Origin of the sequence: Stieleria magnilauensis (assembly GCA_007753675.1) — a bacterium.
In the GTDB taxonomy this organism is placed as follows: domain Bacteria; phylum Planctomycetota; class Planctomycetia; order Pirellulales; family Pirellulaceae; genus Stieleria; species Stieleria magnilauensis.
In genome coordinates this window covers 10,728,707-10,746,573 of sequence record CP036432.1, presented here as the reverse complement: position 1 = coordinate 10,746,573, position 17,867 = coordinate 10,728,707, and the positions used below count along the sequence as shown (strand labels likewise).

The 17,867-nt window shown below is 57.7% G+C and carries 12 protein-coding genes; 9 read left to right on the top strand and 3 right to left on the bottom strand.

The features are described 5' to 3' along the window. Positions 1–10: 10 nt before the first annotated feature. Both TBK1r_RS37980 and TBK1r_RS37975 read right to left on the bottom strand, forming a co-directional pair. Entirely contained in the window at positions 11–2,200 is a 2,190-nt protein-coding gene (locus TBK1r_RS37980) for a cation:proton antiporter domain-containing protein (protein WP_145221802.1), read from the bottom strand. Between the two features lie 99 nt (positions 2,201–2,299). Continuing rightward, on the bottom strand, positions 2,300–4,576 hold the full coding sequence (locus TBK1r_RS37975; protein WP_145221799.1) for a bifunctional SulP family inorganic anion transporter/carbonic anhydrase: 2,277 nt from the start codon (positions 4,574–4,576) through the stop codon (positions 2,300–2,302). 597 nt (positions 4,577–5,173) lie between these two features. On the opposite strand from TBK1r_RS37975, the gene TBK1r_RS37970 reads away from it, so the two are divergent. The 7 genes from TBK1r_RS37970 (at position 5,174) to TBK1r_RS37940 (ending at position 14,567) form a co-directional block, all read left to right on the top strand. Beyond that, the gene (locus tag TBK1r_RS37970; protein ID WP_145221797.1) at positions 5,174–6,712 is read left to right on the top strand and encodes an ATP-binding protein; all 1,539 of its coding nucleotides are present in this window, start codon (positions 5,174–5,176) and stop codon (positions 6,710–6,712) included. 24 nt (positions 6,713–6,736) lie between these two features. After that, positions 6,737–8,185: a sigma-54-dependent transcriptional regulator gene (locus TBK1r_RS37965; RefSeq protein ID WP_419580791.1), complete on the top strand. Its 1,449-nt coding sequence runs from the start codon at positions 6,737–6,739 to the stop codon at positions 8,183–8,185. Between the two features lie 48 nt (positions 8,186–8,233). After that, positions 8,234–8,545 (top strand): Wadjet anti-phage system protein JetD domain-containing protein, encoded by a 312-nt coding sequence (locus TBK1r_RS37960; RefSeq protein WP_145221792.1) that lies wholly within the window; start codon positions 8,234–8,236, stop codon positions 8,543–8,545. 292 nt (positions 8,546–8,837) lie between these two features. Further along, positions 8,838–10,166 (top strand): IS4 family transposase, encoded by a 1,329-nt coding sequence (locus tag TBK1r_RS37955; protein WP_419580149.1) that lies wholly within the window; start codon positions 8,838–8,840, stop codon positions 10,164–10,166. Positions 10,167–10,341: 175 nt separating this feature from the next. Then, positions 10,342–11,595, top strand: coding sequence for a putative DNA modification/repair radical SAM protein (locus tag TBK1r_RS37950; protein ID WP_145221789.1), 1,254 nt, complete (start codon positions 10,342–10,344; stop codon positions 11,593–11,595). Between the two features lie 9 nt (positions 11,596–11,604). Next, positions 11,605–13,020: a UdgX family uracil-DNA binding protein gene (locus TBK1r_RS37945; protein WP_145221786.1), complete on the top strand. Its 1,416-nt coding sequence runs from the start codon at positions 11,605–11,607 to the stop codon at positions 13,018–13,020. A gap of 443 nt (positions 13,021–13,463) precedes the next feature. Next, entirely contained in the window at positions 13,464–14,567 is a 1,104-nt protein-coding gene (locus tag TBK1r_RS37940) for a hypothetical protein (RefSeq protein ID WP_145221783.1), read from the top strand. Between the two features lie 398 nt (positions 14,568–14,965). On the opposite strand, the gene TBK1r_RS37935 is transcribed toward TBK1r_RS37940, so the two are convergent. Beyond that, entirely contained in the window at positions 14,966–15,730 is a 765-nt protein-coding gene (locus tag TBK1r_RS37935) for a 50S ribosomal L9 C-terminal domain-containing protein (protein WP_419580790.1), read from the bottom strand. Between the two features lie 514 nt (positions 15,731–16,244). Here TBK1r_RS37935 and TBK1r_RS37930 point away from each other — a divergent pair. After that, positions 16,245–16,718 (top strand): DUF1579 domain-containing protein, encoded by a 474-nt coding sequence (locus tag TBK1r_RS37930; protein ID WP_145221777.1) that lies wholly within the window; start codon positions 16,245–16,247, stop codon positions 16,716–16,718. 6 nt (positions 16,719–16,724) lie between these two features. After that, positions 16,725–17,663, top strand: a complete 939-nt coding sequence (locus TBK1r_RS37925; protein WP_145221774.1) for a histone deacetylase family protein — start codon at positions 16,725–16,727, stop codon at positions 17,661–17,663. Positions 17,664–17,867 lie beyond the last annotated feature (204 nt).

Genomic DNA, 17,867 nt, shown 5'->3' with positions numbered 1-17,867 from the left:
GCTCGACGGCTCAGCTGCGGACGATCAACCGATGCAACTCGGCGGCGTTGTCGGCGGCGAGAATGCGTTCGCGCCGTGATTCCGTTCCGATCAGCCGCGCGATGTAAGAGAGACAGGCCAGGTGCTCGTCGGGTTGGCCGGCGGGGCTGAGCAACATGAACACGATTTCGATCGGCAGATCTGTCAGCGGGCAGAGCAATTGATTCTGCGGACGCGCGACCATCAACGTCGCATGATCCACGGCGCTGGACCAGGTGTGCGGCAACGCGATCCCATGACCGAGCAGGCTGGTGTAGTCCTCCTCGCGGCGCCAGATCTCGACCAGCATCTGCTCCGGGTCGATGCCGGGAAGTTGATTTCGCAGGTGGTACAGCATCTCGCGATAGAGTTCGCGGAGATCGGTTTGCGCGGAGAAAATGACGTTCTCTTGCGCGAGTGGCAGGACACTCGTTTCTTGTTCCCCGCGGGGATCGTACACCAGCCATTCGACGTCGTTGTCATCCAGCTCGCGAGCGTCGCCGGGCACCACCACGCCATTGCGGACCGTCATCAAAACATTCTCGGGTTCTGGCAACGCATCGGTCGCGCGCAGCCGGATATCCAGCGGTGGCGGTTCGCTGTCGGGGTGCATCCAATGGTTTAGTGGCAATTCGGTCCAGACCCGCTTGCCGACCAACAGGTGTTCGTTGTTCGCCGTTTGATAGCCGGACCTCTCCCATCGAAACAACGTTGCCTCTTCCAGCAATTCAGACCAGCGGCGACACAACATCCGGTTGAGATCGGCGTTAGCGGTCAGTGCCAGCAGATTCCCACATCGGTAGAACGCGGCGTATTTCTCCGGAGTCACTTGCATCGCGTCTTCGTTGATGGCGACCAATCCGTCTCGCTCAGCCGCGCGGACTTCGCGGGCGTTGGTGTCGATCAACACGACATCCACGCCGTGCCGGCCAAAAAACCTCGCGACCTGACGCCCCAGTGCGTGCGCCCCGACGATGATCCATCCGGTCGGCACCGGACGGACAACACCCAGCCAGCGTCCGACCGATCCCGCCGTGAAGCCTTGCACCACGACGGTTCCGGCGATGACGGAATACGTGAACGATTCAAGAAAGACCGCGTTTTCAATCCCGCGACGCCGCAACTCCAACGCGAACAGCGACGCCATCGAGGCGGCCACAATTCCGCGGGGGGCGATCCAACACAGAAACAGTTTTTCTTTCAACGTCAGGATGCTCTGACTCGTCGATAGAAAGATGTTCAGCGGCCTGACGATCAGCATGATCCCGATCACGGCGAGGATCAGATTCCAGCCGAACTCGACGAACGCACGCAATTCCAGATTGGCCGCCAGCAGCACGAACAACAGCCCGATCGCAAAATCTTTCAGCTCGATCTTGTAACTGACAATCTCACGCAACTGCGGCGTCTTGCGGCTGCCCAGGACCAGACCGGCGACCGTCACGCTCAACAATCCGCTTTCACTGATCGCTACATCGGCCATGGCAAAGTTCAACATCGCCATCGCGAGAACGAAGATGTTGGTTTGCCCCTTGCTGATCCATTGGCGTCGCAACAAAAAGTCCATCAGGAAACCGAACGCGACCCCGAATACCACGCCGACGGCAAACCGCAACAGAAAGTCTTTGACGACCAATTGCTGCGTGCCATCGGTACTCACATAGAACTCGAAACTCAATAACGCCAGGAACACGCCGATCGGATCGATCAGAACGCCCTCCCAGTGAAGAATGTGATGCAGTTTGGGTTGAACTCGGATCCGATGCAGCAGCGGGCCGATCACGGTGGGCCCGGTCACGATCACCAGGCTAGCCGCCAGCACGCAGAAGGCGATGTCAAATCCAAAGATCAACCGCAACAGGACCGCCGTTCCGATCCAGGTGACGAGCACTCCGATCGTCAGGACGCGGCAGATCTCCTGACTGACGGTCCGGTACCCGCGCAAGTCGAGCGTCAAGCCGCCTTCGAACAGGATGATCGCGACCGCCAGCGAGACGATCGTGCGAAGTCCGTCACCGAGTGCACTGGGATGAACCAGCCCCAACACCTCGGGACCGGCCACGATCCCGCCGAGGAGCAGCAACACGATCGGGGAGGTCCGCAAGTAGGACGCCACCGTGAACAGGCACACGCCCAGCGCTGCGGCCAGCGTGAAGCTCGTCAAGATTTCGTTGGTATGCATCCAGCTTCCTGCGCCCCACCCTGATCTCGATTCCGACGCATCTGCTCAAAACCACGTCTGGGCGAGACGACAGCCTGGGATGCGGCGTCGACTTTGCCGCTACACGTTTGCTTGATGTGAGGCTTGCGAGTCGACCGCACGATCCGTCATGAAATCAATTTCGCCGGTTTTTACATCATAGAGCGCACCGATGACCATGGCCTCGCCGTTTTCAACCGCTCGGCGGATGGCATCGCTGCGGGCAATGATTTCACGAACCGTTCGTTGCACGTTCTTCCGAGCAACCGAGTCGATACAGGCGTCCTTGGCCTCCGGCGTCATGCTGCTGATGCCACGACACTCGTCGGGATCGATGCATTGCTGGATCTCCGACACGATGGCGTGCAGGTGGCCACAACCACTCGCCTGCTCGACATCCGTTCTGTCCTCAAACATCTCCACCGACGACGTGACCGCACCGCAGCGGGTATGACCGAGCACGACGATCAGTTTCGCGCCGGCAATCGCGACGCCAAATTCCATGCTTCCCAGCGACTTCGTGCCGATGATGTTTCCGGCGACCCGCACGCTAAAGATGTCGCCGATGCCGAGATCAAACACCAGTTCGGCGGGAACACGTGAGTCGATGCAGCTGAGCACCACCGCCAACGGGCTTTGCCCCGTCGCCGTCGCCCCCACCTGACGACCGAAATCCCGAGTGATGCGGTGTCCCGTGCGAAAACGCTCGTTGCCGTCGCGCAGAATCTTCAGTACCTGTTCCGGCGTGATGCGACTTTGCAATTCCCGTGTCGAATAGTCCGCGAATTGAATGTCGTCCCGCAACTCGTACTTGTCTCGGAATCCGCGCAGGCTGACACTGACCCCGCGGGCGGGGCCGATGTTGTTCTTGAAATCACGAATCAGACTCAGAATGTCAGGGTCGATGTAATCCGAACCCGACGCGTCGATCAACAGCTTGGTGTCCCGGGCCGCACTGTTAAACAATTTGTCCAACGCGGCGCGATTCAGAAAGCTGACTTGATCGGCCAATTCGATGTGCAGGATGTCGCCATCGAGATGGGTCTCGACCACCCGGCGGATCGGCCGACGCAGGTTGCTGTTGAGGATGAACAACACGCTGATCATCAGTCCGATCAGAATGCCGATCAGCAAGTCCGTCAGCACGATCGCCAAGACCGTCGAGATGAACGGGATGAATTGATACCGACCCTCCTTCCACATCTGCGCGAACAATTGCGGGCTGGCGAGTTTGAACCCCGTCACCAACAGAATCGCCGCCAACGCGCTCAACGGGATCATGTTCAAATAAACCGGGAACATACCGACACAAACCAACAGCAAGATGCCGTGGAAAATCGTCGACAACTTCGACTTGGCTCCCGAGTTGACGTTCACGCTACTGCGGATGATCACCGACGTGACCGGAATCCCACCGATCAATCCGGCCGCCACGTTACCGCACCCCTGCGCCAACAGCTCGCGACTGGGCGGCGAACTACGGCGTTGGGTGTCGAGCTTGTCGGTCGCTTCCAAGTTCAGCAATGATTCCAGCGAGGCGACGATCGCGATCGTGATGCCGCCGATGTAAACCGCGGGGTTGGCCCATTGGGAGAAATCGGGCGTCCGCAAAAAACTGCCGAAGTCCGAAAAGCTTTCCGCCACCGGAATCTGCACCAAGTGCGTCACGCCGATCGCCCAGGAGCCGCCGAACCCGGCAAACAGAGCTTGCAGTGCGACGCCCACCAACACCACCACCAACGGCCCCGGGACGATCGAGTTCTTCAGCGGTTTCGTCCGATCCCAAATCAACAACAAGCCGAGTGAGAGCAGTCCCACCACGGCGGCACCAAAGTGCAAATCACCGGCGATCAACGTGTAAAGTTCGGAGAACGTGTTTTGCTCATCCGGCTGCGAGAACGACATCTCCCCTTCCGGATCGGTATCGTGACCGAACAGGTGGGGAATCTGTTTCAAGATCAGGATCACCCCGATCGCAGCCAACAGCCCCTTGATCACGCTGGAGGGGAAAAACGCTGACAGCGCCCCGGCCTTGGCGATGCCCAACCCGATTTGGATCACCCCGCCGACGACGACCGCAAGCAAGAACGCATCGAAGGTGCCCAGATTCGCGATCTGGGCCGACACCACCGCCGTCAATCCGGCCGCCGGGCCGCTGACGCTGGTGTGCGATCCGCTCAGCGATCCGACGACGATCCCGCCAACGATCCCAGCGATCAGACCAGAAAACAACGGTGCACCGGACGCCAGCGCAATCCCCAGGCACAACGGAAGTGCCACCAGAAACACCACAATCGACGCCGTGAAGTCACGAAGTAGATTGGTCGGGGCGAGTATCGAGTTGGATGAGTCATCCATAGTCCAGCTGTTCTCCATCGATCTTGAAACGAATCTTTCGCGTAATCGTGCGACGTGCGCACGTCGAAGCGGGTTTTCGCTTAGCAAAGGTCGGGCCAACTCGCTCGGGCTGGTCCAAAGGCACCCTGGAATCTCCCTGCAATCCTACTGAATTTCCTCCTCACGTGCAGTCCGATCATCGATTTAACACTCGATCACTTCGCGGAATCGGTCTAATGTTTATTCAAACTGTCGAATTTCAGTCGCGCTGACTGTTTTTCGCCGCCGGCTGGCTGAATGGTGCGCCGAACTGCCCGCTGAACTGCCCACCCCACAAAACGCGCCAGGAAACGCAATCGGGGTCGCGGCCGGTGATCGCAGACGAACGGATCGGAAACCCCCAACCGGCTCGGGATCAAAAAAGCATCGCAATCAAACGATCCAACGCTTCCAGGGCACAGCGTTTGCCAACAGGCGATCGGACGTGTCGCGTGTACTGCGGGAACAAACCCTGCCCGGGTTTTCTTCAGCCACTCCATCGACGTCACACCACCAACCGACCGCGCCCGAATTCCCGACGATCTGGCTGAATTTCATGCACATCACGAGACCGATTCCATGAAGCTGCGCGACAAGATTGGTTGCTTTCTGCCGATCACCGGATGCATCCTGTTGTGTCTGGGCATTTCGGGCGCGTGGTACGTCATTGAAATCCAGAAACAGAATTCACGCCTGCTGGACATCAACGTCGCCAGTATTCGCTGCGCCGAAGAATTGGAATTGATCGCTCGCGAGATGCGACATGAACTGGATCGTTTTCTGTTGACGATGGACCGCAACTACCTGGTCAGGGCGGCGGAAAAGCAGGACAAGGCCAACGCGTGGCTGTCCAAGGCGCGTCAACTTTCCGCAACCGACCAGGAGCGAGCATTCGTCGCTGATCTTGAGCATCGACTGGAAAAGTACTTTGAACAACTGCATCAATTGATCGATGACCCGGACAGGGCGATTTCTTCCGAAGTGGTCGATCAGCTGGAGGAGAAAACGCTTTCCGAGCAAATCTTGGTCGCCGCCCACAACTACCTGAAGTTCAACGAGTCGGAGCTGGAACAAAGCAACCAAGAAAACCAACGTCTGGCCCAAAAGCTGGCCATGGTGATGGTGTTCTTGGGCATCTGCGGCGCCATCGCCGGATTGGAAGCCGGCTACGGTGTCGCCCAAGCCATCAACCGAACGATGTTTATGCTGTCGGTCCCGATCCGTGATGTGGCGGGCAAGCTCGAAACCGTCGTCGGACCCGTCGAAGTCTCCGCGGACCCCAGCCTCCGCGATCTGCAACTGGTGCTCGAGACCGTTTCTTCGCGTGTCGGTTCGGTCGTCGAACAGTTGCATCAGCGGCATCAAGAAATCGTCCGGGCGGATCAGTTGGCGGCGGTCGGAAAACTGGCGGCCGGTCTGGCACACGAATTGCGCAACCCGCTGATGTGCATGAAAACCCTGGTGCAGTCCGCCCGACGCAACCCCGATTCGGGCAGCTTGAATGCGACCGACATCGCCGTGCTGGATGAGGAGATCACACGGGTCGATAGTCTGCTGCAAACGTTTCTCGATTTCGCTCGCCCCTCGGAACCGCAGTTCTGTCTGGTCGAACTTTCACCGATCGTGCATCAAACCGTGGACCTGGTGGCAAGCCGCGCCGAGACACGGAACATTCGAATCGACTGTCAACTTCCCTGCGCATCCGCTCAGGTCCGCGGCGACGCCATGCAGTTGCGACAGGTGTTACTCAATTTGTTGCTCAACGCCTTGGATGCGGTGCCCACCGAAGGCAGGATTACCGTTACGGTGGAACGGATCGGCCGCGACGAGGTTCCGCACGCGACACCGAATCGGCCGACCGAGTGGGTATGCTTGAGCGTCGCCGACGATGGTTGCGGAATGCCCGCCGACCAGCGCGACCGAGACCGCATGTTCGAGCCGTTTTTCAGCACCAAAGATCCAGGTCTGGGGCTCGGTTTAGCGATCTCCCAACGAATCATCGACGCACACGAAGGCCAGTTGCTGGCCGAAGATCGCCCCCAAGGCGGCACGGTCGTCAAGGTGATCCTGCCGCTGCCATCGGCCGACTCGAAAGCCCGCTTCAACGGACAGTGCTAACCCTTTCCCGCATTGGAATCGAATGTGCCGAAATTAATCATCATTGATGACGAACCCAACCTCCGCTACTCGCTCAAGAAAAGTCTCGAAACAGACAGCTTGGAAGTGGTCACCGCTGCGACCGCCGAAAGCGGCATCGCGGCCGTCCGCGAGCATCAACCCGATGCCGTCATTTTGGACGTGCGGTTGCCGGACATGTCCGGGTTGGACGCATTCAGCATCATCCACGAACTCGATGCCCGAGTCCCGGTGATCATCATCACCGCGTATTCGACGACCGAGACCGCGATCGATGCGATGAAGCGGGGCGCATTCGAATACCTGCTCAAACCCGTCGAGTTCGAAAAGCTGCTGACAACCGTCCAAAACGCCATCGACGTCAGCTTGATGAGTCGCACCCCGGCCCAGTTCGGTATCGATTCAGATGGCGATACTTCCGCCGACCAAATCGTCGGTCGGTCTCAGGCGATGCAGGAAGTCTACAAGTTGATCGGACAGGTCGCCCCGCAAGATGTCAACGCACTGATCCTGGGTGAAAGCGGAACCGGCAAAGAAATGGTTGCCCGCGCGATCTACCAACACAGTCGCCGAGCCGAACGACCGTTCATGGCCATCAACTGCGCCGCCCTGCCCGAAAACTTACTCGAAAGCGAACTGTTCGGGCACGAGCGCGGTTCCTTCACCGGCGCCGACAAACGCCGCATCGGAAAGTTCGAACAGGTCAACGGCGGAACCATCTTCTTGGACGAAATCGGCGACATGACTCCGGCGACCCAAGCCAAGGTGCTGCGGTTGCTGCAAGACGGCAGTTTTGAACGCGTCGGTAACAACGAAACGATCCGCGTCGACGTCCGAATCATCGCGGCGACCAACCGCAACTTGCTCCAGATGGTCAGAGAAGGCACGTTTCGCGAAGACCTGTACTACCGGATGAGCGTCTTCATGATCCAATTGCCGCCGTTGCGTGAACGGCCCGAAGACATCCCCGTGCTGGCCGAACACTTTATCCATCTGCTCAACCGAGACATGCAAAAACAGATTCGTTCCATCGCACCCGACGCGATGCAGCGGCTGAAACACTACCGCTGGCCGGGCAACGTCCGTGAACTTCAAAGCGCGATGAAGCACGCCTTGGTGCGAAACGTCGGCGAAGTGCTGACGGTCTCCTCCCTGCCGGATACCTGCCGCGACATCCGACCGACCGGTTCAGAAAAACATCGGTCGGAGCTGGATGCCGAGAACATTCGCAACTTCATCCACGACCTGCTGTCCCACGACCAGCCCAACGTCTATCAAGAATTGCATAGCGAAATCGACCGCATCCTGCTTCCCGAGGTGCTCAACCACGCCGACGGAAATCAGGCCCACGCCAGCGAACTGCTGGGCATCGCCCGCAGCACCCTGCGAACCAAGATCACCGATCTGGGACTGACCTTCGAAAAACGGCTCAAGGCGGATTCGGACACCCGTTGAGGCAACGCCGTGAAGCATGGACTCCCCGGTTGTGATTAAAATCGGGCCATGAATCTCGACGCCCTCACCACCTTTCTGGAGTCATCCCCCACCGCCCGATTGCTCAAGGCGGATCTCGCCGCGTATGTGGTTTACTTTTTACGGCAAGCGCTGCCCGGCGTGCAAAGCCTGTTGATGGACGGAAGTGTGTTCGATCAATTCCAGGACTTGGCCACGGCCGGCAATGGTTCGCAGACGCGAGAACTGCCCCATCTAAGCGACGATGAACAAGCGTGTTACGAGAGGGTTTGCCGAACCAATCGACGGATCGAACAAGAGCACCTGCCCATGCAGCGGCTGGTGGAGCTGCTTCAAGTGTAGGGTGGGTCGGTTTAACGCGGTCCATCGGTGGGTCTTCGGGTCTTCGTTCGCAATTGGAGCTGACCGTACAGGCGACGTGTCCATCGCCTCCATCGCGTTTGCACAGACCCACCAACGGTTCTCTCTCTCTGAGAAAAACGGTCGTGCAGGTTTCGAAGTCACGCTCCCTGGCAGGGAGGGTCGAGCGAAGCGAGGGGCATACGCACCAAGTTAAGGAATTGAGGTAGAAAAAAAGCGGAAAAACCTTCATGAGGTAGTTATCACCACAACCTCGGAAGAAGGAGTTTCCGCCGTGAAGACCATAGATCGATTGGCCACTTTGTTACAGACCAGTTTCGGAGAACTTGCCGAGCAATCTGCCGCCGAATCCAAGGTCATCAAACGACGACGAAAGTTTGATGCCTCAACGCTCGCGAAGTCGTTCATTTTGGCCATGCTAGCCAAACCGACCGCCAACGAGGAGGACATTGCCAGCATGGCTGCTTCTGTGGGGCTGACGATTTCTCCCCAGGCCGTTGAGCAACGATATAGCGATCAATTGGTCGCCTTCTTTCGTTCGCTGTTTGCCAAGATGAGTATGCAGGTCATGCACTCCGAGTCGAAGCTCGCCCCGCTTTTGGAACGATTTACGTCGGTCAAGCTGATCGACAGTTCGGTGATCAGCTTGCCGCCGAGTTTGGCAGCAGAATTTGCAGGTTGTGGCGGTGTAGGGGAGCACAATACCGCTGCAGTGAAGCTTCAAACCGAACTTGACCTGGCCAATGGGGAGTTGCAGTGCATTCAACTCGAACCAGGGAAGTCGCCCGATCAGGCAACAAACCGTCAAGTCGTGCCACTCCAGAAAGGCTCACTTCGAATCGCTGACCTCGGCTATTTCTCATCCGCCGTCCTTTCGTGTTATGCAGCGTGGGGAGCCTTTTTCCTGACGCGATTGCTTTACAACGTGAAAATCAAGGTGGACGATCACTCCGAAGGGCTAGTTGCTTGGCTGAGCCGACAAAATGACTCACTGATCGACTGCGACGTCACAGTCGGCCAAGGCACTCCGCTGGACTGCCGATTGATCGCATGGCGAATCCCCAAGGCAATCGCCGCGAAACGTCGCAGGGAAGTTCGCAAACGGGCGAAAAAGAAGGGCCGTACACCGAGTCAGGACCGCTTGGCGGCTTGCGACTGGAACTTTTTAGCCACCAATCTTGCAGTAGAGCAATTGAGCGTCCAAGAGGCGATCGTTTTGTACCGCAGCCGCTGGCAAATTGAATTGCTCTTCAAGCGATGGAAAACGTACTGCCAGATCGATCTGATGGATGGGCGCACGGACACCATTTCGATGGCCCGGTTTTGGGTCCGCCTCTGTGGTGCACTTCTCCAGCAGTGGTTGGTCATACTGGCGGGCTGGTTCGAGAATTCATCGCTAAGCTTCGCAAAGATAGCTAAGCGGCTTGCAAATTGGATGGATGAATTGGCCAGTTGCCTCGTATCGCATTCAAGACTTTGCGAATATCTCGCAAAAATCCGAAACCGAGTCCTACCGATCTGCAAGCGAACAAAAAGGCGGAAAAAGCCGGGAACTGCGGAATTGCTCCGCGATCCCAACTTGCTCGAATATTCCTTAACTTGATGCCTATGGGGTCGAGCGAAGCGAGGGGAGGGTCGACGGTCACCGCTGAACAATTGCCGCCGCAAAGAACCCATTCAGGCCGCGTGCACCTTCCATCCGACCGGCTTGCCACCTGCCTATCGTATCCATGTAAAACCCTCTTCCCAATCATCTCTCTGGTTCTGCCGTGGCGGAAATGGACGTTCGTGAAAAACTTGCGATTCTCGCCGACGCGGCCAAATACGATGCCTCCTGCGCCAGCAGCGGCTCCAAGTCCACTCGGGCCGGCAGCAAGATCGGCAGCACCGAGGGGATGGGCATCTGCCACAGCTACACGCCGGATGGTCGATGCATCTCGTTGCTGAAAATCTTGCTGACGAACTATTGCATCTACGATTGTCAATATTGCGTCAACCGAATCTCCAGCGACACGCCGCGGGCTCGATTCACCGTCGACGAAGTGGTCTCGTTGACGATCGAGTTTTACAAACGCAACTACATCGAAGGACTGTTCCTTAGTTCTGGCATCATTCAGACATCCGATTACACGATGGAGCAACTGATTTCGGTCGCGAAGAAGTTGCGAACGGATGAACATTACGGCGGATACATCCATCTGAAAACCATCCCCAACGCGTCGCAGGCACTGATTCAAGAAGCCGGCCTCTGGGCTGACCGGTTGAGCGTCAACATCGAACTGCCGACCGAAGGCGACCTTCAAAAACTTGCTCCGGAGAAGAAGAAACCACAAATTGTCGACGCCATGCAGGGGATTCGACAAAAGATCGACGAAACCAAAGACGATCAGAATGCGGGGCTTCATCCGCCGAACTTTGCACCGGCCGGGCAAAGCACCCAGATGATCGTCGGAGCGACGGACACGCCCGACGTCGAAATCCTGAAGACGGCGTCACAGCTCTACGATGGACAGAACCTTCGTCGTGTCTATTACTCGGCCTACAGCCCCATCCCGCATGCCGATGCCCGGTTGCCCGGCCAATCACCCCCGCTGGTCCGCGAACATCGTCTTTATCAAGCCGATTGGCTGATGCGTTTCTATGGTTTCGACGCGAGTGAGATTGTCGCCGAGGCCGATCAGAATCTTTCGCTCGATATCGATCCGAAACTGGCCTGGGCTCTCGCCAATCGGCACTTCTTTCCGGTGGATGTCAATCGTGCCAGCCGGGAAGAGTTGTTGCGGATTCCCGGCATCGGCGCCCGTAGCGTCAAACGGATCTTGGGCATTCGCCGGCACAAGCACTTGCGCAGCGAAGACCTGAAGAAACTTCGCGTCGCTTGGAACCGGGCCAAGTACTTTGTGTTGACCGCGGACCACAATCCCCAACTGGCCAATTTGGACAAAGCCGATCTCCGCAAGCGAGCACAACCCAAACCGACACAACTGATGTTGTTCGACACCCGCCAATCCGCACTGACCGGCGAGGTCTAAGTTCACGTCATGCGGTTTGTGAAGGTCCAGACGTTCGACCAGTGGCGGACCGAAGCGCGGCGGTTGCTCCTCTCCGATGTGCCGCCGGAGCAGGTGGCTTGGATGGCGGACGACGAGCAACTTTCCTTGTTCGATTCACATGGGGATGCGGAACTTCCCGTGACACAAGCTGCCTTCACCGTTCCCAAAGCGTTTTTGGAGTTGGCCAAGATCATCGCCTGTCATCGCATAGGGACGCGTTGGTCGTTGCTCTACCGGACCTTGTGGCGTCTGATGCATGGCGAACGTCATCTGTTGCAGATTACAACCGACCAGGACGTTGACGCATTGATGTCGATGCGGAAAGCGGTCACGCGAGACGTTCACAAGATGAAGGCGTTCGTGCGGTTTCGCAAAGTGATCGATTCGGACGGACGAGAGGTTTACGTCGCGTGGCACCGGCCTGATCATCGCATTGTCCGCTTAGCCGCTCCGTTCTTTAGCCGCCGATTCAGCGGCATGAATTGGTCGATCCTCACGCCCGACGAATCGGTGACCTGGGACCAGACGTCACTGCAATACGGCCCCGGCGTCCCTGTCAGCGATGCCCCCGACGATGATGCGTTGGAAGAGCTTTGGAAAACGTACTACGCATCGATCTTCAACCCGGCTCGCGTGAAAGTCGACACGATGAAACGAGAGATGCCGGTGCGTCATTGGCCGACGCTGCCGGAAACGTCGCTGATTGCCGATTTGCTGCACACTGCGCCCGAGCGGGTGGCTGCGATGGTGGATCAGAACGAGGGCTTTGCGGAAACGGCGATGCACTACATGCCCGAGCGAATCGACTTGGAATCGTTGCGCGCTGCGGTGGTCGATTGTCAGGCGTGTGACTTGCACCAACACGCGACACAACCGGTGTTCGGCGAGGGGCCACCGGATGCCAGAATCGTTTTGGTAGGCGAGCAGCCGGGGGATCGGGAAGATCTGGACGGACGCCCCTTCGTCGGTCCGGCCGGCAAGCTGCTTGATGAGGCATTGAGCCAAGCCGGGATCCGCCGCGGTGACGTTTATCTGACCAACGTCGTCAAGCATTTCAAGTTCACCGAACCGCCGACGTCCCGCGGCAAACGTCGACTGCATCAAAAGCCGAACGCACGTGAAGTGTTTGCCTGTCGGCCGTGGTTGGAAGCGGAACTGATGCTGATCCAACCCATCGCGATCCTCTGTTTGGGAGCAACGCCATCGCAAGCATTGTTTGGACGCGACTTTCAAGTCTCCAAGCACCGCGGCGAGATCCGCGCGACCGATTGGTGCGATCGCACGATGGCCACCTGGCATCCCGCGGCGATCCTCCGCATGCCCGACCAGCACCGACGAACCGAAATGCAACAACAACTCGTTGCCGACCTCACACGCATCCACCCCACCCGCCCCCCAACCTAACAACCCACCGGGGACAGACCCCGACTTATTAACAACCCACCGGGGACAGACCCCGACTTACCGAACAACCCACCGGGGACAGTCCCCAACTCACCGAACAACCCACCGGGGACAGTCCCCAACCCACCGGGAATTCGAACGGGGACAGACCCCAGGACCCGTAGGGTCTGTCCAAGATTCGGGGTCTGTCCCTGCAAGATCTCGCAAAATTCGAACGGGGACAGACCCCAGGACCCGTAGGGTCTGTCCAAGATTCGGGGTCTGTCCCTGCAAGATCTCGCACGCTTGTTCGTCATTTTTTTACTTGACTTCCAAGGACCATTCGGGTGGAATGGGTGTAGTTAGGCAGAGTATCACGATTACTCGTTAGTTTCGCTGCGAATGGTTGAGAAAGATCCTCAATCCCGCAGCAGTTTCCTGAAACGAGTTGGGGAGACTCTGCGATGGCAAGATCCAATCGTTGCGAAGTGGTGGATCCGAGCGAAGTTCAAGTCTTTCACGTCATCAGCCGAACCACGCGTGCTTGCTGGCTCTTCGGCGAGGATGCGATCTCAGGCAAGAACTACGACCACCGTAAAGTCTGGATCGAAGAGTACCTCCAACGTTTTGCAGCGTGCTTCGCGATCGACTTACTGTCCTTCGCCATTCTTTCCAACCACTTCCACCTCGTGCTGCGATCCCGCGCTGACATCGTAAAGACGTGGGACGACACCGAAGTGGCCCGGCGCTGGCTGATGATTTGCCCCGAGCGACGAGACGACCAGGGCAATCCGATGGCGCCGTCAGCTTCGGAACTGGATCGCATTCGGAAATGTCCCAAGAAGCTTGCCGAGATCCGCGAGCGGCTGAGCAACATTTCCTGGTGGATGCGTCTGTTGAATCAGCGAATCGCTCAACGCGCCCACATGGAAGACGACACGAGGGGGCACTTTTTCGAAGGACGCTTCAAGGCGGTTCCGCTGGTCGATGAAGAGGCTGTTTTGGCCTGTTCTGTCTATGTCGATCTGAATCTAATCCGAGCGTGCCTCGCGGAGACGATTGAGCTGAGTGACCATACGTCGGCACAACGGCGGGTCGAATCGGTCCAGGCTTCACAGCAGGCTCCACCGGACGAATCGAACGCGTCGGTTGTTGACAATACACCAACCGCCGTTCCGCAAGCTCGCCGTGCGGACGCCTTTCTGTCACCCGTGAATCTTCACGAGGCAAATGCTCCAGTTGGACCGCAGCCGAGCAAAACGAACGCGCGTTGTAGCGATAAAGGCTTCCTCACAATGAGCGAAGAGAACTACTTGGAGGTGTTGGACTGGAGCGCTCGTCATTTGGCTGCGGGCAAACGAGGCTGCACCCCGAAAGGATATCCGCCAATCTTGGAGCGTCTTGGTTTATCGCCGACGCTTTGGTTGTCGCTCGTCGCAAACTTCGGCAGCCTGTTTTCCACTATCGCGGGTCGGCCGGATCATCTCGATACCGAGCGGACCAAGCAGACAGGGCGTCGTTTCTACGTGCCCAAGCAAGCCCGCGACCTATTCGGCCAAGCGGCTTAGGGAACCCCTCCTCTCAACGATCCCTTCCAGGGAATCGAAACCACGCTGCTGCGAGTCGCTCGGGATTTGCACACGGTGACCGCGGAGGGCGACGCGAACGCGGTGAGTTATCAAACGGTTGAAGCCGCGTGTCCAACTTGACAGGCCGCTGGTCACCGGACAGGACACCACAGTGGCGTCGTGACCTCTCATGCCGCATCGACCGATCCACGCGCGCAACCCCCTGGCGCCCGTCGAGTTGTCCGAGGAATCTCGCGGGGTCAATCTCGCGGGGTCTGTCCCCGAAGAGGAAAGCATTGGGGACAGACCCTACGGAAAGCATTGTTGGGGACAGACCCTACGGAAAGCATTGGGGACAGACCCTACTGGCGTGGATGATTTTAGATCTTCGATCCTACCTAATCCACAGATGGAACAACCCAGACGTTGATCTTCTTTTTGCTCGAGGGATCGATTTGGACATCAAAATTGTAGAGACCTAACTGATCGATGGGATGCGAATCCTTCAGTAGCTGGTCCGGTGTCAGATTGTAGTCTAGTTCTTGATTGATCGCGGCGACCAAATCGTTCGCCGCCAACGGTTCCAGCAGACGACCTTGATCATTGGTACGCTTCTCAATCGTGACACTTGGAGTGACGTTGCGATCTCGAACGCGATCCGACTTACTCGGCAATCGCCGACGCCATTTTGACGGTGTCAGGGTTTCCAACGAGTAGTCAACGATGTTGTTGCTCGAAAGATACTCATCCAGCGAAGTGAGAAGGACAGGCGTGCCGCCCATGTGGTTTACGACAATGGTCAGCTGGCCCCGACTGACAAATTTTGGCAGTATTGCAGCCGGAACGATCTGACCTTTCGGGATGACATAGAGTGTGCCGGAACTGTTCAGTGCAAGTTGCAGGGCATAGGCCAGGGCGTCCATTCCAGTTGGATTCACCGCTTCTGCTTGACACCAGTCGGTGACGCCGGGGAAATCAGCCGGAGAAAGGGTGCCGTCGAGCAATCTCTTTACGACCGGAAATTGCTTCGAGTCCAACTTTAACTGATAAAGTCGAGCGAGAGAGTTTCGTGGATCCATCGATTCCATGGCGTTCCACAGATCATCCGGCTCAGGATCGCACCTTTCCCGTCTGGAAAACAATGACTTAAGCCAACCTATCATGGTGACCTCCATTGGCGGTTGGATTTGACAATGATTGCAATCAGACGACTCGATCGAATATAGCATGTCTTGATTCCTTTCGTCTTCTCTGCGATTTCGACGTTCCAGTAGACCTATCGAAGGATGGTGAATTACGGGGTCTGCCTCCGGAATCTAACTGGATGGTTGTCCCAACCGGGGTCTGTCCCCGTGCCAACCCAATCGGGGTCTGTCCCCGTGCCAACCGTCCCCGTGCCAACCGGGGTCTGTCCCCGGATGATTCGGATCTGAACACTCGTGAATCTCGGGGTCTGTCCCCGGATGATGGGATGGTTGGGGTCTGTCCCTGAGCGGTTGGTGATTGCTGGGACGACTGGTGGTCAGGCGATGGGGTGTGAATTTGCAGAAATTCGGTGATTCCTTGTCGATTTGGACCACGATGAATCGAGAATCTGGAAACAATCAGTCACTACACTTGCCACTGGCCGGGCGCGTTCGTTCAACAGTCACTCTTTCGGATCGGTAGGAATCACGTATGTTTGCCAAACCACAAGCCGAACACACCTGGCTGGATCAGTTGCTCGGCGACTGGAGCTTTGACCATGACTGTCAAATGCCTGATGGAAACACTTCAACCGCGTCCGGCAAGATGACATGCCGCTCGCTCGGTGGACTCTGGCTGGTCTGCGAAAGCAGCGGTGACGCGCCCGACAGTGGCCCATGGTCGTCAATCATGACGCTCGGCTTTGATCCGGCAAAAGACCAATACGTCGGCACGTTTGTCGGTTCCATGATGGCCAACCTCTGGCTGTACCAGGGCGCACTGGACGCGACCGGAAAGCGACTGGTGCTCGAGACGCTCGGTCCAAGCTTTGACGGCGGTGGGACCTGCAACTATCGCGACACGATCGAAATCACCGACGCTGACCATTGGCGGATGACCAGCGAGTTGCAGACCGGGACAGGCGAGTGGGTACGATTCATGACTGGAAAACACGCGCGTGGCTGAAACCCGATGACACTGCTTTACTACGATCCGGTGTTTCAAGAGCACGTCACGGGAGACCATCCAGAAAACGGTGACCGGATTCTTCCGGTGGTTCGGCATTTGAACTTTGTGGCACTGGACAGCTGTTGTCGTCGGCCCGCTTGGGAGCCCGCCTCGCTGGAGCGGCTGCGTTATGTGCACACGCCAGACTACGTCGACCTGATCCACCATTTTGCCGCCAGCGGTGGCGGCTACATCGAACCGGATACCGTCGTCAGCGTGCGGTCGTACGACGTCGCGCGGATGGCCGCCGGGGCGGTTTGTGATGCCGTCGCACGCGTGGTCGGCGGCGAAGACAAGAACGCATTCTGTCTGATTCGTCCGCCGGGACACCACGCGATGCCGGACCACGCGATGGGGTTTTGTTTGTTTAACAACATCGCAGTCGGTGCCGGTGTTGCCACGCAAGAGCTAGGGATCGAGCGGGCGCTGATCGTCGACTTCGACGTGCACCACGGCAACGGAACACAAGCGATGTTTTGGGAAGCAGCCGATGTCGGCTTTCTGTCGATGCACCGGTCGCCCTTCTACCCGGGAACCGGTGCGGCTGACGAAATCGGCGCCGGCGCCGGCACCGGAACCACGCTCAATCTGCCGATCACCTACGGTACGCCACGTGACGAGCAACTGCGACTGTTCGAACGTGAAGTCAAACGCTTCGCCGAGAAGATCCGACCTCAACTCATTCTCGTCAGCGCCGGCTTCGACGCCCACAAGGATGACCCCATCGGTTCGTTGGGCCTGGAGAGCGATGACTTTGGTGTTCTCACGCGTTGCCTGCTGGACGTCGCGGAAGAACACACCGACGGAAAACTGGTCAGCGTCTTGGAAGGGGGATACAACCCAGATGCCCTGACCGATTGCGTTGGGATTCATCTGGAAGCCTTGCTGACAAAAGCGTGCTGATGTGACACAGTGCGGACGCCGAATCATTTTGTCGCCGGCCTCAGCAAATTCTTCATCATGCTTCGCCAGCGGTGGTCGAACTCAGCACGACGCGACCGCATCGAGCAATTTCGAGCCGGCATCGTGCACTTCAGAGCATTACTGATGCAGATCTCTCGAAGTGCCCCAGGTTACGACCGGCAACCGTTCCGGACCGAATCGCCT